Raw genomic sequence first — 21,530 nt, forward strand, 5'->3', positions numbered from 1 at the left:
GTTCTCTGTGGGTATAATCTATTAATTTGCTGCCAGCTCAATACGAGCTAAAACCTGCTTGCTTTGATTATTAGCTGAACGTAAATTAGCCTCTAACCCTTGTGCTTTACTGGTCGTAATAAGTTGCTCAATACTGGCTAAATCTTTTGCTAACAGCTCCATCATAAAGCTACCATCGTTACGAAAATCAAGAGAACGCACGGTATATTCTCCAGGCTGTCCCGTTTGTAAAATATGTCCTAACTGAAACAACGAGTGTAAAAAAGTACTATCCTGGCCACCAGAGCGTTGTTTTAATTCAGCTTTAAATTGACTGACCACATCAATCACCTTTTTCTGGTCAGGAAATATTTTTCGGTATAAATCAATCGTAGCCTGTTCTAACTTACGAGCTTGTACCTCCTGGTGCCAAGCATAACCATGCATACCTGCTAACCCCAGTGATACAACCATAATGATCCCTGCAACTGACCAGCGCCACTGCTTCCAGCCTGAATTATTGCGGTGGTATGGCTGCCATTCATGATGCAATAAATTAACACTGTCTATTTGCTGCCAACGAGTAAACAACCAACTAAGCCAGTGTTCTGAAATAATCTGCCAGTCAATGGGTAAAAGCATTACAGAGGGCAATGTTGATTGCGGACTAGCCCAAGCATGTTGCACTTCTGTCAAATCAATCAGCTCAGGTACCAGTTGAGGAGCCAATGCCTCAGGGATAATCCCCACTGAACACGTTGCTGTCACTACTGTCACCTGAGACTGATGACATACGATAGTATTTGGCTGCTGAGCTAATAACCAGCTTTCAGGCACCATAACATCCAGCGGTAGTCCAGCTTCAGAAAATGCTTCAACCAACTGTCGAATATCATCTTTCAATAATGCAATACACGGCACCTGACTATCTTCGTTGGGTGACAACATCGTCAGATGGTACTGATCAATATCTGCCACTAATCGCTCTTCCAGCAAATAAGGTACCGCTTGCTCAATATGCTTACGCTGCTTAGAGGGAGTAGCCACCCAGGCCAATGTGGTCAATGCACCTGGCACAACTAAAACCAGCCTAGCACCTGGGTAGTCAGCATACCGTTCGGCCAATTGAGCAATACTTCCCTCTTCAACGTTACTTTGCTGTTCTTCCTGTTGAACACACCAGCATAAATGACTGGCTAACAATGTCTGTGCTTGGGCTGCGATATTAACAAACCCAATAAAAAATGTTGTTTTACTCATGATGACTTACTTTGCTCTGAGATCACCAAGGGTGCTGATAACGGCAACCACTGACGACTGATAACATCAATTTCTTTTTTATTTTTCCGGTGTAACAGGCTGCTTAACACTTGCCGTTTACCAAACAAGACCACTTCCACCTGTACCCAAAAATAACTGCTTTTAACTTTGTAATCCACACTACTGTTAAAAGGCGAAACATCTTTAATCGGTTTGCTTTTACGCTGATCAATTATTTTTGAGGCATTTGTAGTATCTATGGCTTTCAACAAATCTTCTGAAGCTGTATTTATATTTAATGCAAACGTATCAATACCTGGTAACACACAACTAGTGATTGCCAGCGTATTCATTACTTTTTGATTAAAACCTTTTATTTGCCGCAACTCACTAAAGTCATAAAGCAATTGATTCGCTGTTCGATAAGGTGGCTTTAAACCGAGGTAATAATAATCTTCAGCTGAACTCACACTCTGGTCGCTATCAACCCAGTCTTTTAAACTCGCATACAATGTTGAAGGCAATTTACTGGCGTTTAATAACTGCTCAAACTGTACTTTTGAATTATTTTTTCTCGCTTTTGTTGGGACAGCACCTCTGTCATCCCTTTTATCTATAGAATCAGCAAACGACTCAGCCATCCCACCAAACTCAGAGTTTTCCCTTTCTACTAGAGCATTTCCTGTTTCTTTATCATCTTTATCATTATTTGAGCTGTTTTGGTTCCTACGGAATAGACTGTTTAAGTTAAAACAACGCTCAGCATCAATCACCCAAACCCGCGTATAGGCCTCTTTAATTGGGTACTGTTCCAACTGCATGGGCTGGCCACGATATTTACTCCAGTCTTCCTCAATTAGCGCATCAACATCTGGGGTTTTATCCTGGGACAGTACGTATTTAATCAATGCTTCACTACCCAATGCATAGCTTCTCAACTGCGCTTGAGTCACTGAGTGGCTGGTCATATTAATGAGTTGATCTAACCGCTTAATTAAAGCCGCGGCTAATATGGAAACAACCGCAAACACCAACATCACAGTAATTAATGCAACGCCTTTTTGTGCCTTTACCGGTATAGAAGGTTTAACAGCCCGTTTAAAAGCCGTATTACTTAAACGATGATTTTTTATATGGTTAGAGTGCTGCATTATTTTGACATTGATACCCATACTTCCATTTCTCCTAATGATTTATGGGTAAATATCACTTTAATCGCTTGCGGTACTGATGATGTCGATTGAGTATTATTAGGTGGCCAATCAGGGTGCCAGGTATCCTGCTTATCCAAAAATTGAAAGTGTAAGTCATTCACATCCGTTAGTAATACTTGCTTTTTTGGTTTAACTTCAGGAGGACGATCCAAAAAACGCCAATAATATCTGACTAGCTCATTATTCACGTTTTCATACTTTACACGTTGTAAACGACTACGTTTACCATCAGGATGTTCTAGCCAACTTTGTAACGGGTTATCCCAACCTAAGCGCGTAAATTCCAACGTATTTTCATCAATAATAAAAGCCTCTTCTTTATCGCCAAACTCATTACGAATAGGCCGTTCAACCCACTGTTCTATATCGTGACGAATAAAATAAAAGGTTTTTTGTAAATCAACCATCTGCTCGCCATGATCAAACACCGTTACTTGAGTTTTTAATAAGCTGTTAAAAAGCTGATAAACCGCCAACCCAATAATACTAAAAATAGCAACTGCAATGAGGACTTCTAATAAAGTAAAACCATGTGTACGTTGCCTCATGGTTTGCCTATCCTAACGATTGTTAGCTTCACATTAAAATACTTTGTATTCATGATGCATCAGCCTCCATAAAGGCAACAAGCGTCGCCAATTGATAAGGCTCATCTTCACGCCAGGACAATTTACGCTCTACCGATATTTCAATACGAATAATTCCTTTGTTATCAGTCTTTTTAATGGTGCTCTTTACCAACCACTCTCGATCTGCAAACGTTATTTTTTTTTCAGCATCGCCCGATTTCTTTTTTTTCGTCCAGCGTAATTCACTTAAATAATTTTCAGCCACCTGAACAGCCAACGTTTTTTCTTCCAATAACTGTACTTTTTGCAAAGAGCCACTACCAGCCATGAGCAAAATTGAAGCCGCCGCTGCAAATACAGCCACTGCAAGCATAACCTCTAGTAACGTAAATCCCTGGTTAGCGTTCTTTAATTTCAAACCCTGCCGTTCCATCAGTAGCAATCATCCACTCTCGTTCAGTTTGTTGCTGTTCATTAATAATGACTAACCGAAATGGCGTCACTTCGTAACTTGATAAAAAAACAATATGAGGGGTTACTCGATCCTTATCTTTATCTCGTGATGTGTTTTTGCGAGAATCCTCTTTTGTATCATCTTCCGCTTCTTTTTTACGCATGGTGGGCGGTTGCCAATAATCTTCCCGGTCGTCCAGTAATAAGCGAAATACCAATCCATCAGGTAAAGTGATGGATGTAAAAGGTTGCTCGTCATTTTTTTGGCACTGCCAGTTTTCCTGTGTACAGGTAAGCAATGATAACTGCTGATCCGTGACAACCAGTCCATACTGTCGTTGTTGATAGACCGCAGCTAATGAAGTTTCACTGAATACTGTCTGTAGATTACCGAGTAACTGACGTATTTCCCGATCTCGCGAGCCATCCCCAAGTGAAATCACGGTTAAACTCACCATCACACCAATAATCACAAGTACAACAAGCAGCTCAATTAATGTAAAACCTTGTTGTGTGTTTTTTAGTAATGGCCTTGAGAGATGCACGTTATCCACCACGGCTTTAAACAACGAGCGCATTAAGATTAAGAATGGGCAATAACACTGCCAGTACAATAACCAACACCACAGCGCCCATAAATAACAACATCATGGGTTCGAATAAGCCCACCAGCATAGCGACAAAGCCTTCTACCTCCTGTTGCTGATTTTCTGCCGCACGCCCTAACATATCATCCAGTTCACCACTGGATTCACCACTGGCCACCATATGTAAAATCATCGGGGGAAACACATTGGTTCGCTCTAAGGCCTTTCGTAAACTATTACCTTCACTCACCCATAATGCAGTATCTTTCACCTGATGTTTAATGGACAGATTATCAATAACTTCCACAGCAATATGTAATGCATCCACTAACGGCACGCCACTGCGTACCAAAATACTGAGCGTACTGATAAAACGTGCCGTTTCCATATTTAAGAGTAATTTACCCATCACGGGTAGTTTTAGCCAAAAACGATGGACTCGCTTTTTAAACGATTCATGACGCATACCATAGCGATACCCCATCCAAGCCAATACGCCAACAATGGCCACATAATACCAACTGCTTTTTACCCAATCACTGGCCGCAATAATCACTTCAGTTAATACTGGCAGTTGCTGTTTAGAATTAATAAACACTTTAACAATATCAGGCACAACATAACCTAATAAAAAGCCCACAATCAGTAATGAGGCACAGAGAAGAATAATAGGATAAACCAATGCTAACTGAATTTTTTGACGGGACTTTTTTCGGTCTTCGGTATAGTCTGCTAGACGGTTTAGCACTAAATTCAAGTGCCCTGATTGTTCTCCCGCGGATACCGTTGCTCGATACAAATTCGGAAATACCTGAGGAAAATCGGCCATACTATTCGCCAAGGAGTAGCCTTCTAACACCCGGGAGCGTACCGATAATATAATCGCTTTAATTTTCCGTTGGTCATTTTGATCAGCAACGGCCTTCAAAACTTCTTCAATAGGCATACCCGCCTGTATCAACGTTGCCAACTGACGAGTAATAAGCGCTAACTGGTGTGCGGAAATTCGTTTACCGACTTGCAAGCTAAAGCGGGGCTGAGTATCACTACTGCGCTCTTTTGTTGCTGTTACTGTCAGCGGTGCCAGTTGTTTATCCCGAAGCAACTGACGTACCTGCTTGATACTGTCCGCCTCAATAATGCCCTTTTCTTCCTTACCCCGCGGGTTTAGCGCGATATATTCAAATGCAGCCATATCTGTACTACTATTAACCCCTTTGCATTAACCCTTCAAGCATTACCCTTCTTGTGTCACCCGCAACACTTCTTCTACGGTAGTTAACCCCGCTAACACTTTGGCTTTTCCATCTTCACGAATGCCTGGCCCAAGCTTACGCGCATGAACAGCAATTTCCTGCTCTGAAGCTTCAGTGTGAATTAATGTACGAAGGGTTTCGTCAATAGCAATCACTTCATAAATACCTAACCGCCCCCGATAACCCGAGTGATTACATTCCTCACAGCCTTGTGGATGGTACAATGTAGGCGCAGCGTCTTCATCAAACCCCAGTGCACGACAATCCCGTACTGTTGCGGTATAAGGTGTTTTACACTCATCACACAGTACACGGACTAAACGCTGAGCAACCATGCCAATTAAACTGGAGGCTAATAAAAAAGGCTCAATACCCATATCTTTTAATCGGGTAACTGCACCTATCGCGGTATTAGTATGTAATGTTGATAATACCAGGTGCCCGGTTAAACTCGCTTGTACAGCAATTTGTGCCGTTTCCATATCACGAATTTCACCCACCATGACCACATCAGGGTCTTGTCGTAATATAGCTCTCAAACCTCGCGCAAAGGTCATATCTGTCTTAGTATTAACCTGTGTTTGGCCAATGCCTTCAAGATTATATTCAATAGGGTCTTCGACCGTGAGAATCGTACGCGTTTCAGCATTTAACTCGGCCAAACTGGCATAGAGTGTGGTGGTTTTTCCTGAACCTGTAGGACCTGTGACCAAAATAATGCCATGTGGCCGAAACAACAAATCACGAATTGTCTGGTCATCACGCTTGGCGAGTCCCAATTTATTTAAGTCCAAACGACCCGCTTGTTTATCCAACAAACGCAGTACAACGCGCTCACCGTTACTGGAAGGTAATGTGGATACCCGTATATCCACTTCACGACCAGCAATACGCAACGAAATACGTCCATCCTGAGGAATGCGTTTTTCTGCAATATCCAGCCGCGCCATTACTTTTATCCGAGATACCAGCAGTGAGGCTAATTCTCGTTTAGGTTCAATCACTTTACGCATCACACCATCGACGCGAAATCTCACAACTAAACGTCGTTCAAAGGTTTCGATATGGATATCTGAGGCTTGCAGATGAATCGCTTCAGATAAAATAGCATTAATCAGCCGTATAATCGGTGCATCATCTTGTTGTTCCAGCAAATCCTCTGCTTCTGGAACTGCCTCAGCTAACCGCGCTAAATCAATATCATCGCCTAGCCCTTCCATCGCCTCCATGGTTTCAGACGAACCACCCTGGTAGCTTTCTGCCAACTGCTGATTAAAACCACCTTCGTCTAATTTAACGACCTGATGAATCTGATTGGCAGCACGCACCACCTCAGAATAAATGTCTGTGGTTAGCTGCTCACGAAAAAACAAGGTTGTTACTGCATCATCCCGCTTCAGTAATACACCATGCCGCTTCGCATAACTGTAGGGTAATGGTTTGAAGGCAATTGGAGTTGCTTCCTGAATATCTGCTGCTTCTGTATTGTATTGATCTGCCATGCACAACCACCAGCACTGTGACCGAGGGCACGGATGATAACAAAACTATTTCGAAAAAGCTCGCTGAATCCCTTTTCTTAGGACGGGCATTTAGAACAAGAAATTAAACATTAATTTTTTGAGTTCAATTGAGGCAACATTTTCATTCTTGCTAGCTGATAGCAAGCACTTAGCCTGCTATCAGAATATATCAGCCTGACAAACGTTCCAATTATAAATAACATAAATAGGAGTATTCAGGCTTTAACTCGTTTAAAGCAAGGTAGTGTAATGTACTCATAAAGAATAAAGATCACTATACCCTGTATCTATTGCTCCTTTATAAGGGTCTAAGTTACCATGACCAAGATTATAGGGATCAACATTGCCTTGGTAAGGATCAAAGTAACTTCCATACGAGTCTTGATACGCATCAACTGGAGAGTAATGGTCACTATACCCTGTATCTATCGATACTCTATAAGGATCTAAGTTACCATTACCAAAGTTATAAAGATCAACATTGCCTCGATAAGGATCAAAATAACCTCCATAGAGGTCTTGGTAAACGTCAAATGGAGAATAAGGGTCACTATACCCTTTATCCACTGATCCTTTATTATATGGATCTAGATTACCATTACCTAAATTATAGGGGTCAACATTGCCTCGGTAAGGATCAAAGTAACCTCCATAGGGGTCTTGATAAACGTCAAATGGAGAATAAGGGTCACTATACCCATTATCCACTGATCCTTTATTATATGGATCCAGATTACCATTACCTAAATTATAGAGATCCACGTTACCTTCACCTGAACAGTGAATCTCTTTACTATCAACTTCTTTACAGAGCTCATTTAACTTCAATACAAAGCTTCCAAACTCATAAGCATTTAAAGTCGTTAACTCAACAGTATAATAACCAGGTTCAAACCACTGAGAAGCCTGATTACCATCATGTCGTTGCGACTGTTTTTGAAACAATTTTATGCCGCGACTGTTTGGGCCCTTCACCAAAGTCATAAACATCGCAAAGTCACTTGATGTAGCTTCTAGTCTATAATATCCAGCATGGTTAATTTTAAAGCTATACGTTTTTGCATAAAATTGCTTTAAACTAACAGGATTATAAGGGTCATAGTAGCTTTCATCTACTCTCAATGACGATGTACAACGTGAATAGTTATCTATCTCTCCACTCAGAGCTGAATTGACACTTATTAATCCATGGCATGGTTCGCTATCAGCTTCAGATAATACAAGATCAAATTGGCCATTTACATGAGGATTACGGGTGGTTACATCAAGCACATAGACTCCCGTATTTAAAGTACGAACCATTTCACGACTTAAGGCTGTACTATAGGATTCATCAAATGTTTCATCCAGTAAAACCAAACGTCCACTCTCTTTTTTCGCTAAATAGACATATGCGCTATTATTTGAAAAAAAAGCATTAACTCGTACGTCTGTTGGTTTTTCTAATTTGAACTCAAACTGTTTAGCATTAAAGTCTGACTGGTCAATTGAATTATAAGGGTCATAATAACCAGTCTCTCTAAACTGTGAGTAGCAGCTATCAGATAATAACCCTCCCAATGTTTGACCAATAGTCATATGTGTATAACAGCCACTCACTGGGTAAGCGCTTAGCCTAAAACGATAATTTCCTGAAGCAATCTGATTATGAGCAGTTACTTCTAATGTATAAAATCCTGGTATCAAATGAAAGTCTAACGTATCACTCGTACGAGACCAGCTAACCCCATCGCTATTACTAATCACTTTTTGACTAAAATCATTATCTCTATAAAAATTAAATAAAGGGGCTGGCTTATTATAATCCCCAAGATTTTCAAGTCTAAAATCCGTTTCTTTACTTACTGAAAAAGCGTAATAATTAGCTCGCTCTGGATTGATTGGCGCGTAAGGATCAGTATTTGAAATATTGTAATTTTGTATTAAACAGTTAGCAGACCAATGACCTTGCATAACACTATTTATATCAAGAGGATTAATACAGCTTGCATTATCTTCCACAGAAGTCAGCAATAGGGTAAAAGGTTCAGATAACAATTGATCTTGCGTTGCTAACTCAATGGTATACTGTCCAGCTTGAAGAGAAATAGTATTATCCTTTCCTCTATAGTTTCCAAGTACTTGCCCATATTCACCATGCCCTTCTAATAAATAAAAATACGTATCTCCTTGTGCAGTCACTTCTACATTTATCTCTTCAGGTTTATCTAAAGTAAAAGTAAAGTACTTAGCATAAATAGGCTTAGTATTATATGGGTCTCTCCATCCTCCATCGTCCCGGTGATTAGATAAACAATTATTGCCCCATCGAGATGAAATGACCTTACTCAAGGAAATATTTTCTTGACATTCTGTCACATACGAAGTAGCAAATACCGTTGATGGTAACATGAAGCATGCTGCCGTCATCAACATAGTTTTTTTCATTTTTACTCCTGATGTCTATGTTGTTTTTCTTAAGTGTTGATTAACCATGAAGTGTAACCTCTTAGCTCTATCAAATTTTGGATAAAAAGATAAGAGTTTACTTAACGTATAATTAGCACCAATATAGTCTTTTAATAACCACTGTCTTTCGGCCTTTATCATAAGGCCACTGATATGGTATGGATACAACGATAAAAACTCATCAATGTTTTTCAGGCTTCCCTTACTATCTTTAAACCGATACCATCTAATTTGTGATAGGTTATATAATGCACGATCATTACTCGAGTTAAACTTTAAGGATAATTCAAGATCGCTAATATCTTGCCTCACCAAACCTCTAAATGCGTAAAACTCCGAAGCCATCCAACTCAATGACATTGCGGGTACTAATAGCAACAAGACGTACGCACCTCTAGGTATTTTAACTGCGATTTCAAACCTAACATTAAAATTAATATAAAAACGTTTAATAATAACTGCAAACAATATACTTGAAAAAAACAAACTAACGGGTGTCAAAAACACAGCACTTAATAATGAGTGAAAGAGCGTTGACATTGTAGCAATTAGTAGCCATTTATCATAAATCTCACCTTTTAATGCGTTATAAAATGCACAAAAAAATAAACACATTAGTAAAAAAGCAAAAAATGTTCCCCCAATAATTCCCAGCTCACTATACATTTTTAATATAATATTATGTGGCGTGCGAAGAATAACTTTTTCACTAACCATTGGAGAGGCATGATCCGTACCAGGAAATGCATATTTAGGATGAATATATTCAAAGTTATTCACCCCAACTCCCAGAGGATTATCTTTAGCCATTTCCCACGTATTAACAAACATATCATAACGACTACCCATACCTTTATAGGTCTGGCTATCAGTAAATGATGTCAGCTTATCATACATTCGATCAGTACTGCTGACATTAAGAAAACTATAAACTAAGCATCCAGAAAGCAGTAGTATATTAATCAATATAAAACGTATAGATTGTTTAAATGACCGTGATTTGACTAATACAATAAAGAATACTACAAGCTCACTGATCATCAAACCTACAATGGTTGCCCTTGTTGCTGCTTCCATTAAGACATGGACTATCAACAACAATATAATGATTGACAAAATTAATACTTTTCTATTCCGTGCTTGAAAACAGTATGCAACAAGGACAGGTATCCAAATATTGAAAACCTGACCAGCATTATTCATAAAACCAATAGGTGAAAAATTACCCACATTATAGGTAATTTTCATCACATAATGTTCAATCATAAAAACAGTACTAAACGCAAAAGCTGACACAAGTACTAGAATCATTAACAAGTGCCACAATTTTTTTTCTGATTCGCATACAATCAAACAATAACCAAATAGAAACGTTAAAACAAAACGCAAAATAAATTCTAAACCTGCAACCTTATGCGGAGACCAAACCAAACTTAAAAGCATAAAATATAAAATAATTAAAACAAAACATCCAATATATGAAAAAGACAGAACACGCCTACCTCCCATACAAAATAATGCATAAGCAGAAAGAAATAAATCAAAAACCACCCATTTTGGAGTATCATGACTGTAGTAAAATACATTGATATGCAATATAGAAATTAAAGCACCCACAATTAAAAATATAGTTGTACTTTTATACTCTATAAAAAATTGTTTACTGACAAGAACTGTATTTCTCATATATTCACGACTACTACAACTAAAATACTCAAAAAATTCTCTTCGCTACAACACATGCACCGCTTTGTATAAATTACACTCAATCTTTTCTCTAACTGTGTTCAATAGAAATCAATAGCACTAACAGTATTAGATCAAATAATAGCCAAGCGATATTTGATAACGCGGTAGTTCAGACTAAAAATCACACATGGGACAAAGAGTCACCTTAATATCAAAACTGGAGCCACGCCGCTTCGCATAACTGTAGGGTAATGGTTTGAAGGCAATTGGAGTTGCTTCCTGAATATCTGCTGCTTCTGTATTATATTGATCTGCCATGCACAACCACCAGCACTGTGACCGAGAGCACGGATGATAACAAAACTATTTCGAAAAAGCTCGCTGAATCAAAGTCGTTGGATCTACCGTCCACGACAGTACCCGCTTTTGAAGGGAAGAATACGAAGTTAGAACACTTGCTTTTATAAACTCAGTAACACCACAAAGTAGCCTGGTCAAGGCTACTTTAGATATACAAAAATAAGTGGTTCGTAAAAGTCTGTTATTTATAAGATGCTAACTCTTACTTTTAGTATGTTTGGCGATACACAACACCTATAGCATCAACCAACCTTGCACTTTTACCTTTAAATCCGACAATACTAAACTGGGCGTTAGCAGTGTACTTATAGTCGCTATACCCACCAGAACCGCCTTTTGCTAACACATTGCCTCTGTTTGTTCTAATAATCATGGAGTCAACTGTACTGCCAAACTTACCAGATACTGAGGTAATATACTCCCCTGCGGTAAAGTCCAATGTACTACAGCTACCACCATTTCCACCACGCTTTCCATAGCTATGAATATTACCCGACCTATCTGCATATTTAACTTCAATGGAATCAATAACACTGCCAGAACATACGGTAATAGAGTGAAGCGCCATAAAATCAGAGGGGACATTATCAAAAAAGGGTTGACCGCCGCCGCCACCAGAAATACCTGCTTCAAACTGTGCAGCACTTGCTGCCAAAGAAACACTCATTGCCATTACTGAAAGTAATGTCCTCATAATCATATCCTTATGTCGATACTTATAAACATTGAACTGACAAAGTAAATTATGTGTAAAATATTTAATTTATAAAAAGTAAAATTTCCAATGTCATTGCAGTATCATACCCAGAATACCTAATACGCCAATACGCAAAAAATACGTATAGTCCTTTCATTAAAATGATCTAATTCGTATATTTGCTGATAGCAAAACACCATTTAATTTGTGGACTATAGCTCTAGATCTGGTCGGAGAAAGCCCAGTTTACGTAGACCGATGGACCGATTGAGATGCCGTTTGTTTATTATGTGTGTCATTCATTGATTACACAGAAACCGTTACCGAATGGGTCTGCACAATATGCAATAGAACCCCAATCACCCGTTTCGCCACCTTCATGCAGGCCGCCTAACTGAAGTATTTTTTCGACAACCTCATCTACATTTTCTGCAAGGAAGTCTATATGAACAGGAGTCCAGTGGCGTTTATAATCACGGATGACCTCACTTGATACGACAGGTTTTGTTCCAGCTTCTTTTTCCTGTAGATATATATCGCAATTCTCTGTACCAAGCACAACCATACTAGATCCTTGGTCTCTAATTTTCTTACAACCAAGAGCCTCAATATAGAAGGTTTCTGCTTGTTTTAAGTCAGTGACATCAATACTCACCGTAATTTTTATCATAATATTTCCTAATTAAATTTGTGCTGAGAACACGTATTCATACATAACACCTCAAACACTGCCAACTGTAACCAATCCTTAGCAGCCCCTTGCTATACCTTTTTTTTGATTTGGACATCTTTACCATACCTCAAGACTAAATAAAGCAAAGGCCCTATTGAAACAAATATTACGGTGATAAAAAAATAGGGTATTAGGGAAATAAATGACCTCCCCCTTTTTTTATTATCAAAATACATCCAAGCACACGCTAAACCTGCCATGATATAGAGATCAATTACAACCTGAGCAGTATCTAAACTAGACATTAATTCTATGCCGAAATCTAAAAGGGGCTGACTTGTTGTTACCATTACGTAAAGCGTATAAGCACTGAATACAATTAATAGCAACAAAGGGATTATTACTTTTTTCATACTCTAACTTCCTTGTCTTTCTTTTTGCACTATCCCCACATTAACCGCTGAAGCATTATTAAATAAACATCTGTAATATTTCGATGGGCAACCAAGCCTCCAGGTAAGGAGTCACAGCATGTTCGAAGGGCCGTTATGCAGACTTTGGCCAAAGGAACTTTAAAAAAGTGGCTTTTACAAAGTTACCATTAATAAGGACTGTCTAGATTTCTTATTTATACTTTCCAACTCTTGACAGAAGTCTTTTTGAAAAAGCGACTTACCCCCCTTATCTATCGCTCACTGACTGCGATTTTCCCTGCTAAACCTATTAACAGCACGCCAGAAAACCCTTCTAGCACACGAGAATATCTGTTGGAATTTGGGCGATTGAACAACCAACTGCCTGCTGTGGCATACAGCCCATTACACAAGGTCGCTAAAGCACTAAATATCAAGCCGAGTACCAAAAGTTGCCCTGAAGCAGAACCTGTAGATGTATCAATAAATTGTGGAAGGAACGATAGGAAAAACAAAGCGACTTTGGGGTTCAGAATACTAACTACAATACCTTGCACAAAGACATTGTGGTTAGTTTTATTTTTATTACTCTCACTTACCACAATTTGACTGCCCCCCATCCACATGGACGCTAATGCTTGGATACCTAAATACACTAAGTATGCAGCACCTAACCATTTAACAATACTAAAAGCTAAAGCGGAACTTAGAATAACGGCAGATAAACCCAAACAAGCTGCCAATGTATGAACAATGTAACCGACACCTAACCCCAACGCAGCTTTTATTCCACTAGCCATCTTACCTTTCATCGTATTCGATACGATGTAAATAACATCTGGTCCTGGAATTAAATTGATTGTTAAACATGCTACGACAAACAATAGTAATGAATTAATTTCCATTTACTTTCCCCTATGCTAAACACTGCAAGCAACGGCAAGCACTTGCGTAAGCCCAGTACAGTAACACAAAGTGCTACAACTTTAGCTTACTTTGTAAAACCCTTATAGCTTGTAATACTCCACTGTTGTATGTGGCTATGGCTTTTTGGTATACGTCCTAAAATAACATACATCAAACATAGAAATTTCTATACAATCAAGCCAATGTTATACAGTGGTCCTATACGGTTCCTCATATAGGATGATGTGGTGAGAGCTGATATCTAGCCAGCTCTAGCACAATTAGAAATCTAGGGCTCAAACATTGGTATAAAAAAAGTGTAAATTGGCAAAAGTAACGCACCGTATAGCGGTTCATACCAATCCAAATATTCAAATGGTCCACCTAGAGCGAAAGCCCATACAAAAAAAGCAACAACGGAAATAGAAATTTGCAAAATTTTAGTCACTTTAGCTACTTTCCAAAGATATAACCCTGTTCCCACCAAGCAAACTAAAAAAACAATCCAATACAACATAGTGCCTGTTTTATCAGAAGACACTAATATTGAATTTAACGCAATGTACAACGCGACAACCTCCGCCGGGATATATTTCACGAGTTTAGAGGCATAGTCATCAACTTGGGCAGGTAATGACTCTGTAGGAGTGGAAAGGATATTAACTGTTCCTTGCCCAGCCATCATTACACCATCAAGTTTTCCGTTTAAAGTTCCAACTACATCTTTTTTTGAAATAATTTGTCTTCCCATGACGCATACTCTTGATAATTTCTAATGTTTAAGCGCACCGGCGCGGAGTGTTCTGGTCTAGTCTCATCGGATACGTTATTCTACAGGCTCACCTAAAAAAATAGCGGCTCGCTCCAAACCCGCATCACGATGAATTTGCCCCTGCTGGAATGCCTCACTTTCAATTAATGTTAATAAATTTTGACGTTTTGGATAACGGACAAAGATAAATTTATCCCAGTGATCTGCTAACATACAATCAGGTTCACCATCCACAAGCCCCATGGGTTTCCCACCATAAACAGGAAAAGCCCCTCGTCTTAGCAGCTCAAAACCCGCTATTTTGGCATACCGATCATACGCATCCGATCCACTTATCGGCTTATTAATATTTGCCGAAGGTGGATAATCTGCCTCAATTCGATACTTATTTAAATTATATACATAAAGAGTCTTATCCATATCCTGATTTCTGGCTACCTCCATCTGTTTCTTATCAGGCCAAACAGCAATATTATCTGCGCTCCAATTGGATGTTAGTGGTCCTTTATCTTGCACGCCTTTAAATAGCCGTATAAACCATGATATGACTCTTACGACACAAAATGTCATCAATGGCTCGGGCTTAACCGCAAGCACGGCATAAATACTGCACAGAGCTTTGAGAGCATCGCCATAAACCGACATAAACTCTGATGCTAACTGGACAGAAGCAAACTCATCAATCACCAGCTGGTCAATAAGCATTCCCTCTCTCGGAGCAGGATCAATATTTACGCAATATAAACGTCTACTATTAAATTTATTTTGACTTTCTGTAAGCCAATGCTGATAGCCTGCAACATCATTAACGCTTATATGAAAAACTAATGCTATTTTTCCTCGTCCAACTTCTTTTTCTAAAAGACGACATGAAGTGTTGAGGTTACGAGGGACTAATCTATCCATTTCTCCTTACTCTTGTTATATAAAACCGACTCTATTTTACACCTATTAACTATTTGTATTTGTTAACACTATAAATGAGTACTTGGTAAAAGTATAAATAAAAAGTCCATTGTACTTTATAGAATGAAATACACTTCCTAGACGTCTATTTAATGGGACGTTATGCTGTCTGATTCAGGTTCATTTAATACCCACACTGATTTTTAACCATGTTTAGTGAATGACACATCAATTACCTCGATTCAGCGCAAACCGTCCTTTTAAAGTCGTTTTCTATGCGATCAACGGAACCGGCCTTGGCCACTTAGCCCGTCAACTTAATATTGCACGGGCATTGCGGTCTTTACTTGATGACTATGGTGTTATACACCAAATTGAATTTCTAACCACCAGTGATGCATCTCAAGTTGCTAATGATTTTTTAACGATCAAGCTGCCCAGTAAAACCCGTTTTAAACGCCAAGGCTTATCGGTAAAACGTTACAACTCACGCGCCAAGATGTTGGTATCGACTTATTTATCACAGTTAAACCCAGATTGGTTAATCGTAGATACTGCTCCCCAAGGTGCCTTTAATGAGATTGGTTTTATCAAAGAGTATTGCAAATATTTAGCTTTAATTGACCGTCATAAAGACGAAGCCATTGCTAATAGCCGAACGATCCTTAAACATAAAAAGCTTTACTCGCTGATTATAGCCCCAGAACACCAGAGTGAAGATCCCACAGTGCGTTGTGTGGGTAAAATTCATGGTTTTAATCCACATAAGGCATTAAAAAAGCATGAAGTAAGAGCCTATTTTAGGCTACAGCCAGAACAGCAGTTGGTTTATATCAGTGCTGGTGGCGGTGGCGATGAAACAGCCGATAAAAGTATTGATAATCTTATCAAAACACTACTGTCACGGCCCAATCTAAAACTTCTGGTTGGCTATGGTCCACTCTATCAAGGGCATATTCATTATCACGAACGTGTTATTCCTTGTCAGGAAAGCCAAATCAGTCGTTTTTTCTATGGGATTGACTTTGCCCTATCAGCAGCAGGTTATAATAGTTTTGAAGAGTTGCTTGCGGCAGAAGTACCCACACTATTCTATGCCCAACCTAAAGGCATGGACCGCCAGGATTTACGTGCTACTCAAGGAGAAGCAAATGGCTGGTGTTTGTTTTGGCGGCATCAACCTCTAGACGACATGTTAGACCTACTTGCCCAAAAACATACTCAAATTAAACATAACCTTACACTACGCCCTTCGCAGCAAGGTGCTTATCTTGCCGCGCTAGAAATATTGGATTACACCGCAATGATGCTGCCTGGCGAATTTGTTTTCGCCAACCCACTACGTGAACAAGCCAGTACAACGCTTAATCGAGAATTTACATGAATTATACGACTGAACAAGGAATACACGATAGTGCGTTTGCCATTAACTGCTACAAAGAACAGATTCAAACGCTGGAACAAGAGCGAAATGAAGCTAAAGCATCAATAAATGTTATAGAAAACCAGCAACAACAAGTATTAGAAAGATTAGCTTCTCTACTCGTCACAGGTATTGAAAAACAGCATATCGACTACCTTTGTCATTTAGGGTTTGTCCACGTACCTGATTTATTGCAAACCCAAAAAGAAAAGCAGCAAAAAGCACTTCACTTTATTGAAAAATGTAATGCCGAAAACTTTGATGATTTTTTTAGTAAAAAGTTACATCCTCAATATGGCCAACTGACACAATCCATTAATGAGTCAATGACTATTCTTGGAAATTTGCTTGAACAATTAAAAAAGTATCCAGTAAAAGACATTACATTGATTAAAGAGGCACAGCATTCTGATAAACCTCTATTAACCAAGCTCTGGCACTTACTCAGTTGTAAAGGATTTAGAGCTCATTCTGCACTAAAGTATATTGGGCAGCAAACACATCAACCACCCGATCAAGTACTTAATACCTACCAACAACTACAAACCCAACAACTTGAACTTCGTAAATTAATCGCTAATGCAGAGATTGAAGCCAATCAATTACATCGTAAAAAGCAGCATTTAGATGACTGCCAGTATTTTACAAAGCATTATCAAACGACAGTCACTCAGGTCATTCGCCAAGATATTGAAAATAATCTGAAAATCACACCTGTCGATAAGTTACAAGCTGTCTTGCCAGCGAATTGTAAGCTCTATATCAGTCAACTACATGCCTTAACCCAAAAGCTAAAGTATCTGAACAACTTGGAAGACGGTCTTGAAGCTGAAATTGATGATCGCCAACAACGGGTAGCTAAAATCAGCTCGGTTCAACGCAAATGGCGCCGTACTCGAAAATTTTACTTATCTGGAGACAAGTCAAATTGGCTGGTTAATGTCCCTAAAATGAAATTACAGTCCACACAACAGTATTCAGGAAAGTGTCGCAGTGTAAGATCCAGTTTGGTGGAGTATAACGACTACCAAGGTTATGGAGACCACTTATATTCAGCTATTGCTGAAGGTGTAACAACCGCAGCTGTCAGCTGTTTAATGATTGCTACCTTGCCAGCCGTTGCTGTCGCCTCTGTACTATCAGATATTGAAGCAGAAGTCTTTAACGAACATTTGGATGAAATCAGTACGTTGGAAGTTGCCGAGGACAGTATCAATATCGATGAATTTGAAACCAGCGAAGAAGAGCTCAGTTAATCTATACCACGCCCTAGAAATGTCCTAATCATTCACAGCTAGGGCTTGAGGTTCACTTCTATGCGTCTTTAATATTAGGAGTTACTAAACAATATCAGTGAGAAATGCCAGCGCTTATTTAGTCACTGCTGTATAGATACTCTACTTGGTCGCCATAAACACGATCACTATCAATAAAATATCCACAGTAATATGCAATACAAATGTCCCACTATAACGATAAAGAATGCTTTCTGTACTGTAATGTTTAAAAAGCTGTTGATAGTTACATACATTTAGCAATGTTTTTAATTCTTCTCTCGCTGCCGATAAACACTCAAGTGCTGACTTTTGTGAACTTAAATTAGCAATAAAGAATAATACTAAACCAAAACTCAATAAAACGGCTGTCATGGTTGATAATTGCCCATATTGACTGAAAACCCAACCTGCATTAGCAAAAATAACAACTGTATAAAAATTCCAATAACTATTAATGCGAGATTCAATCGTTTCTATAAGTGCAATAATATCCATAAATAGTCAATATAAAAATGAGTCAAAAATTACTAATAAAAATAGTATTTTTCACAATCAACCCAACAATTATTCATTAATAAAAAAGTTATTGAGCAATAGTTAACAAAGAGCATCTATCTTTTATACTCTCCTCACAATAACGCACTGTATAAAAAGAATAGACATATCCTAACCTTCTATCTAGCAACGTTTTAGTTTGCTATTTGAATCTAACTCATTTGGACCTACCAGAAGAAACAATAGAAAACCCTGTTCAATGGCACCGTTGCACTACTCCAGCGCTTGCAAATACTGTGTTAAAAAGCAGTTGACCTGTCTATAGGTATAGGGTTCATACTATCTCCTAGTTGATTGCGAGGAATTGCAATGCTAACGGTGAGTCAAATAGCCAAAAAATTTACTATTTCACGGGCTACAGTACTCTATTACGAGCGTATGGGGCTATTACAACCCTGTACTCGCTCTGAAAATGGCTATCGGTGGTATAGCGACAATGCAGTTAGACGACTTGAAGCTATTATCGCCTACCGGTCATTTGGGGTTCCTGTAGCTCAAATACACACACTATTAAACCGTGGAGATAACAAAACTCAAGAAGAAATCCTACAGGATCAGTTCAAGCATCTTGAAGAAGAAATCAAAAAACTTCGCAAGCAACAAAAAGCCATTGTTGCCTTATTACAACAACCTGAACTATTGGAGGAAAACATGGTAACTAAACAACGTTGGGTAGAAATCATGCGCGCAGCGGGATTCAACGAGCAGGATATGCAAAACTGGCATCATCAATTTGAAAAAATGGAACCTGAAGAACATCAAAAATTTCTAGAGTCCCTTGGTATTGATCCTGAAGAAATCAAACAAATCAGGCGCTTGTAAAAGTACTCAATAATTACGGCCCGAAGGGTTATGACGGTAAAAGCACTACTCGTTGTTCATTTAGAACAACTAAACTTCACGCTTCGGGCCTAGATTAGTGCTTTTACCGTCATCACAGTGATATTCTAATAGCGTTAACAGGCCCTAGCACAATAGCTTTGCCACTTACTCTACTAAGGCCGTAATTGCTATTTATACTCTTCAGCAAAGCATTTTATACTCCCTTATCTTCAATCTTGACCACTAGTCTCACAATAGGAACAGAACTACTATTTTTCGGGAAAAAATAGCCATATAACGGTTAGATCCCCGTTCTTGTACTGCCTGCTTGCCTCTGTATTTTGTGCGTTAAAAAGAAAAACTCAATTTTCTCCAGCACATTAAGGCTAAATCGTGTACAATGTACCACCTCACATCATCATAGGAGCACCCATGGCACGCAACAAAGAGCAAGACAACCTAAGCAGTGAGGCTCGTCAAAGGCAAATTGACGAACAAGTGGCAGCATTCCTCAAGTCTGGTGGACAAGTAACAGAAGTTCCTCAAGGTGTAAGTGGTCAAGAACCCGTGAGAGGCCGCCAGCATATTGTTTTAGGTAAAAAAGAGAATAACGAAAAATAGCACAACGATCCCATTAGATTTATGCTTCTGGCTTTTCTGTTTGTAGCAATGTTTTAACAAGACCAGTCAGAAGTAACTTTATCTATATTCTAACTTAATCTCATCAAGCACCCACTTTCATAGAACCACGATACCCATCTTTTTTTGTTAGCAATATACACGCTGTACCCCCACCCTCTTGCTAATACATATCATTTCCATATAAGATCACAACACTTAACAAAAAAATTGATCAATTAGCACAATAATTCTAATACGCTTTATTTTCATATACCCAGCGGTTCAAGGAGAAAATCTAAACACTGTACTTTTACAGTGTGTTAACTCCAATGTACTTAGTTAAATAAGGGGGAATGTTGTGATAACCCTAACCAGTTTATCGTTAGTTGCTTTATTTATACCGACTTTTTTCTTTGTGTCTGTTACGCCAGGGATGTGCATGATGCTCTCAATGACAATGGGCATGTCCATTGGCTTAAAACGTACATTCTGGATGATGTGGGGTGAATTATTAGGCGTCGCAATTGTCGCCATCGCCTCAGTGGTCGGTATCGCAACAGTGATGTTAGAGTACCCCAACATATTTAATTTACTAAAATATATAGGTGGTGCTTACTTAGTTTACTTGGGAATTCAGCTATGGCGGTCTAAAGGAAAAATGTCATTCAATGTAGCAAATAAGGCACACAATACAGACCGTTTGAACCTGGCAATACAGGGTTTTATTACAGCAATAGCCAATCCTAAAGGTTGGGCATTTTTTATTTCATTATTACCTCCCTTTATTAATCCCAACATTCCTGTTGTACCACAACTGGTTTTATTGATAAGTATAATTTTACTGATTGAGTTTCTGTGCCTGATTCTTTATGCCTCTGGAGGAAAAACCCTCAGCAAGCTATTACAAAAAAGTGGCAATGTAAGATTACTCAATCGAATTTCGGGTTCCTTAATGATGGGTGTTGGAATCTGGCTTGCTTTAGGCTAAAGAAATACAAATTCCAAACATGATTTCTAAGAAGCCTATTCAACCATTAATGCAGCGTACATTAATTATTTATTTATAAATTTATAATTATTTTTTATACGTTATATTTACACAGGTACTCACATAGAAAGTTAATGAA

Annotated in this window: 22 protein-coding genes; 5 read left to right on the forward strand and 17 right to left on the reverse strand. The window is 38.8% G+C overall.

Annotated features, from left to right (window positions below; genetic code table 11):
• Nucleotides 1–21: 21 nt before the first annotated feature.
• From gspL to ACQ96U_RS12825, 16 genes are all read right to left on the reverse strand, one after another.
• Nucleotides 22–1,239 (reverse strand): type II secretion system protein GspL, encoded by a 1,218-nt coding sequence (gene gspL, locus ACQ96U_RS12750; RefSeq protein WP_431721636.1) that lies wholly within the window; start codon nucleotides 1,237–1,239, stop codon nucleotides 22–24.
• Nucleotides 1,236–2,411 (reverse strand): type II secretion system minor pseudopilin GspK, encoded by a 1,176-nt coding sequence (gene gspK / locus ACQ96U_RS12755; protein ID WP_431721637.1) that lies wholly within the window; start codon nucleotides 2,409–2,411, stop codon nucleotides 1,236–1,238. Before gspK ends, gspL begins: the two co-directional genes overlap by 4 nt.
• A complete protein-coding gene (gene gspJ / locus ACQ96U_RS12760; protein ID WP_431721638.1) occupies nucleotides 2,390–3,001 on the reverse strand; it encodes a type II secretion system minor pseudopilin GspJ in 612 nt (203 codons plus the stop codon). Before gspJ ends, gspK begins: the two co-directional genes overlap by 22 nt.
• A gap of 49 nt (nucleotides 3,002–3,050) precedes the next feature.
• The gene (gspI, locus tag ACQ96U_RS12765; RefSeq protein ID WP_431721639.1) at nucleotides 3,051–3,440 is read right to left on the reverse strand and encodes a type II secretion system minor pseudopilin GspI; all 390 of its coding nucleotides are present in this window, start codon (nucleotides 3,438–3,440) and stop codon (nucleotides 3,051–3,053) included.
• The gene (gspH, locus tag ACQ96U_RS12770; protein ID WP_431721640.1) at nucleotides 3,421–4,020 is read right to left on the reverse strand and encodes a type II secretion system minor pseudopilin GspH; all 600 of its coding nucleotides are present in this window, start codon (nucleotides 4,018–4,020) and stop codon (nucleotides 3,421–3,423) included. Before gspH ends, gspI begins: the two co-directional genes overlap by 20 nt.
• 16 nt (nucleotides 4,021–4,036) lie before the next feature.
• Nucleotides 4,037–5,257 (reverse strand): type II secretion system inner membrane protein GspF, encoded by a 1,221-nt coding sequence (gspF, locus tag ACQ96U_RS12775; RefSeq protein WP_431721641.1) that lies wholly within the window; start codon nucleotides 5,255–5,257, stop codon nucleotides 4,037–4,039.
• Nucleotides 5,258–5,299: 42 nt separating this feature from the next.
• Nucleotides 5,300–6,820, reverse strand: coding sequence for a type II secretion system ATPase GspE (gene gspE / locus ACQ96U_RS12780; protein WP_431721642.1), 1,521 nt, complete (start codon nucleotides 6,818–6,820; stop codon nucleotides 5,300–5,302).
• Between the two features lie 276 nt (nucleotides 6,821–7,096).
• The gene (locus tag ACQ96U_RS12785) at nucleotides 7,097–9,268 is read right to left on the reverse strand and encodes a hypothetical protein (RefSeq protein WP_431721643.1); all 2,172 of its coding nucleotides are present in this window, start codon (nucleotides 9,266–9,268) and stop codon (nucleotides 7,097–7,099) included.
• 15 nt (nucleotides 9,269–9,283) lie between these two features.
• On the reverse strand, nucleotides 9,284–10,975 hold the full coding sequence (locus ACQ96U_RS12790; RefSeq protein ID WP_431721644.1) for an O-antigen ligase family protein: 1,692 nt from the start codon (nucleotides 10,973–10,975) through the stop codon (nucleotides 9,284–9,286).
• 177 nt (nucleotides 10,976–11,152) lie between these two features.
• Nucleotides 11,153–11,296 carry a hypothetical protein gene (locus ACQ96U_RS12795; protein WP_431721645.1) on the reverse strand — a complete coding sequence of 48 codons (144 nt, stop codon included), beginning with the start codon at nucleotides 11,294–11,296 and terminating at the stop codon, nucleotides 11,153–11,155.
• Nucleotides 11,297–11,546: 250 nt separating this feature from the next.
• Nucleotides 11,547–12,032, reverse strand: a complete 486-nt coding sequence (locus tag ACQ96U_RS12800; protein ID WP_431721646.1) for a jacalin-like lectin — start codon at nucleotides 12,030–12,032, stop codon at nucleotides 11,547–11,549.
• Between the two features lie 298 nt (nucleotides 12,033–12,330).
• Nucleotides 12,331–12,705 carry a VOC family protein gene (locus ACQ96U_RS12805; protein ID WP_431721647.1) on the reverse strand — a complete coding sequence of 125 codons (375 nt, stop codon included), beginning with the start codon at nucleotides 12,703–12,705 and terminating at the stop codon, nucleotides 12,331–12,333.
• A 92-nt stretch (nucleotides 12,706–12,797) separates the two neighbouring features.
• Nucleotides 12,798–13,121: a DUF2834 domain-containing protein gene (locus ACQ96U_RS12810; RefSeq protein WP_431721648.1), complete on the reverse strand. Its 324-nt coding sequence runs from the start codon at nucleotides 13,119–13,121 to the stop codon at nucleotides 12,798–12,800.
• 272 nt (nucleotides 13,122–13,393) lie between these two features.
• Entirely contained in the window at nucleotides 13,394–14,026 is a 633-nt protein-coding gene (locus ACQ96U_RS12815; RefSeq protein WP_431721649.1) for a LysE family translocator, read from the reverse strand.
• Between the two features lie 290 nt (nucleotides 14,027–14,316).
• Entirely contained in the window at nucleotides 14,317–14,778 is a 462-nt protein-coding gene (locus tag ACQ96U_RS12820; RefSeq protein ID WP_431721650.1) for a hypothetical protein, read from the reverse strand.
• A 75-nt stretch (nucleotides 14,779–14,853) separates the two neighbouring features.
• On the reverse strand, nucleotides 14,854–15,705 hold the full coding sequence (locus ACQ96U_RS12825) for a Dimeric alpha-beta barrel (RefSeq protein ID WP_431721651.1): 852 nt from the start codon (nucleotides 15,703–15,705) through the stop codon (nucleotides 14,854–14,856).
• A 220-nt stretch (nucleotides 15,706–15,925) separates the two neighbouring features.
• Here ACQ96U_RS12825 and ACQ96U_RS12830 point away from each other — a divergent pair, with 220 nt between their 5' ends.
• Both ACQ96U_RS12830 and ACQ96U_RS12835 read left to right on the forward strand, forming a co-directional pair.
• Nucleotides 15,926–17,089 (forward strand): hypothetical protein, encoded by a 1,164-nt coding sequence (locus ACQ96U_RS12830; protein WP_431721652.1) that lies wholly within the window; start codon nucleotides 15,926–15,928, stop codon nucleotides 17,087–17,089.
• Nucleotides 17,086–18,384 (forward strand): hypothetical protein, encoded by a 1,299-nt coding sequence (locus tag ACQ96U_RS12835; protein WP_431721653.1) that lies wholly within the window; start codon nucleotides 17,086–17,088, stop codon nucleotides 18,382–18,384. Before ACQ96U_RS12830 ends, ACQ96U_RS12835 begins: the two co-directional genes overlap by 4 nt.
• A 141-nt stretch (nucleotides 18,385–18,525) precedes the next feature.
• Here the strand turns inward: ACQ96U_RS12835 and ACQ96U_RS12840 are convergent, their stop codons facing one another.
• A complete protein-coding gene (locus ACQ96U_RS12840) occupies nucleotides 18,526–18,900 on the reverse strand; it encodes a hypothetical protein (protein ID WP_431721654.1) in 375 nt (124 codons plus the stop codon).
• Nucleotides 18,901–19,269: 369 nt separating this feature from the next.
• Here ACQ96U_RS12840 and ACQ96U_RS12845 point away from each other — a divergent pair, with 369 nt between their 5' ends.
• The 3 genes from ACQ96U_RS12845 to ACQ96U_RS12855 all read left to right on the forward strand — a co-directional run bounded on the left by ACQ96U_RS12845 (nucleotide 19,270) and on the right by ACQ96U_RS12855 (nucleotide 21,391).
• Complete coding sequence (locus tag ACQ96U_RS12845) at nucleotides 19,270–19,782, forward strand: MerR family transcriptional regulator (RefSeq protein ID WP_431721655.1); 513 nt, start codon at nucleotides 19,270–19,272, stop codon at nucleotides 19,780–19,782.
• Nucleotides 19,783–20,214: 432 nt separating this feature from the next.
• The gene (locus ACQ96U_RS12850; protein ID WP_431721656.1) at nucleotides 20,215–20,403 is read left to right on the forward strand and encodes a hypothetical protein; all 189 of its coding nucleotides are present in this window, start codon (nucleotides 20,215–20,217) and stop codon (nucleotides 20,401–20,403) included.
• Between the two features lie 358 nt (nucleotides 20,404–20,761).
• The gene (locus ACQ96U_RS12855) at nucleotides 20,762–21,391 is read left to right on the forward strand and encodes a LysE family translocator (RefSeq protein ID WP_431721657.1); all 630 of its coding nucleotides are present in this window, start codon (nucleotides 20,762–20,764) and stop codon (nucleotides 21,389–21,391) included.
• Nucleotides 21,392–21,530 lie beyond the last annotated feature (139 nt).

Source organism: Zooshikella sp. RANM57, from assembly GCF_050749885.1.
Taxonomy (GTDB): Bacteria; Pseudomonadota; Gammaproteobacteria; order Pseudomonadales; family Zooshikellaceae; genus Zooshikella.

What these genes read in the sequence shown, in the direction of transcription:
- gspL (WP_431721636.1), bottom strand. Translation starts at nt 1,239, where the DNA reads ATGAGTAAAACAACATTTTTTATTGGGTTTGTTAATATCGCAGCCCAA.
- gspK (WP_431721637.1), bottom strand. Translation starts at nt 2,411, where the DNA reads ATGGGTATCAATGTCAAAATAATGCAGCACTCTAACCATATAAAAAAT.
- gspJ (WP_431721638.1), bottom strand. Translation starts at nt 3,001, where the DNA reads ATGAGGCAACGTACACATGGTTTTACTTTATTAGAAGTCCTCATTGCA.
- gspF (WP_431721641.1), bottom strand. Translation starts at nt 5,257, where the DNA reads ATGGCTGCATTTGAATATATCGCGCTAAACCCGCGGGGTAAGGAAGAA.
- gspE (WP_431721642.1), bottom strand. Translation starts at nt 6,820, where the DNA reads ATGGCAGATCAATACAATACAGAAGCAGCAGATATTCAGGAAGCAACT.
- ACQ96U_RS12785 (WP_431721643.1), bottom strand. Translation starts at nt 9,268, where the DNA reads ATGAAAAAAACTATGTTGATGACGGCAGCATGCTTCATGTTACCATCA.
- ACQ96U_RS12790 (WP_431721644.1), bottom strand. Translation starts at nt 10,975, where the DNA reads ATGAGAAATACAGTTCTTGTCAGTAAACAATTTTTTATAGAGTATAAA.
- ACQ96U_RS12795 (WP_431721645.1), bottom strand. Translation starts at nt 11,296, where the DNA reads ATGGCAGATCAATATAATACAGAAGCAGCAGATATTCAGGAAGCAACT.
- ACQ96U_RS12800 (WP_431721646.1), bottom strand. Translation starts at nt 12,032, where the DNA reads ATGAGGACATTACTTTCAGTAATGGCAATGAGTGTTTCTTTGGCAGCA.
- ACQ96U_RS12805 (WP_431721647.1), bottom strand. Translation starts at nt 12,705, where the DNA reads ATGATAAAAATTACGGTGAGTATTGATGTCACTGACTTAAAACAAGCA.
- ACQ96U_RS12810 (WP_431721648.1), bottom strand. Translation starts at nt 13,121, where the DNA reads ATGAAAAAAGTAATAATCCCTTTGTTGCTATTAATTGTATTCAGTGCT.
- ACQ96U_RS12815 (WP_431721649.1), bottom strand. Translation starts at nt 14,026, where the DNA reads ATGGAAATTAATTCATTACTATTGTTTGTCGTAGCATGTTTAACAATC.
- ACQ96U_RS12820 (WP_431721650.1), bottom strand. Translation starts at nt 14,778, where the DNA reads ATGGGAAGACAAATTATTTCAAAAAAAGATGTAGTTGGAACTTTAAAC.
- ACQ96U_RS12825 (WP_431721651.1), bottom strand. Translation starts at nt 15,705, where the DNA reads ATGGATAGATTAGTCCCTCGTAACCTCAACACTTCATGTCGTCTTTTA.
- ACQ96U_RS12830 (WP_431721652.1), top strand. Translation starts at nt 15,926, where the DNA reads ATGACACATCAATTACCTCGATTCAGCGCAAACCGTCCTTTTAAAGTC.
- ACQ96U_RS12835 (WP_431721653.1), top strand. Translation starts at nt 17,086, where the DNA reads ATGAATTATACGACTGAACAAGGAATACACGATAGTGCGTTTGCCATT.
- ACQ96U_RS12840 (WP_431721654.1), bottom strand. Translation starts at nt 18,900, where the DNA reads ATGGATATTATTGCACTTATAGAAACGATTGAATCTCGCATTAATAGT.
- ACQ96U_RS12845 (WP_431721655.1), top strand. Translation starts at nt 19,270, where the DNA reads ATGCTAACGGTGAGTCAAATAGCCAAAAAATTTACTATTTCACGGGCT.
- ACQ96U_RS12850 (WP_431721656.1), top strand. Translation starts at nt 20,215, where the DNA reads ATGGCACGCAACAAAGAGCAAGACAACCTAAGCAGTGAGGCTCGTCAA.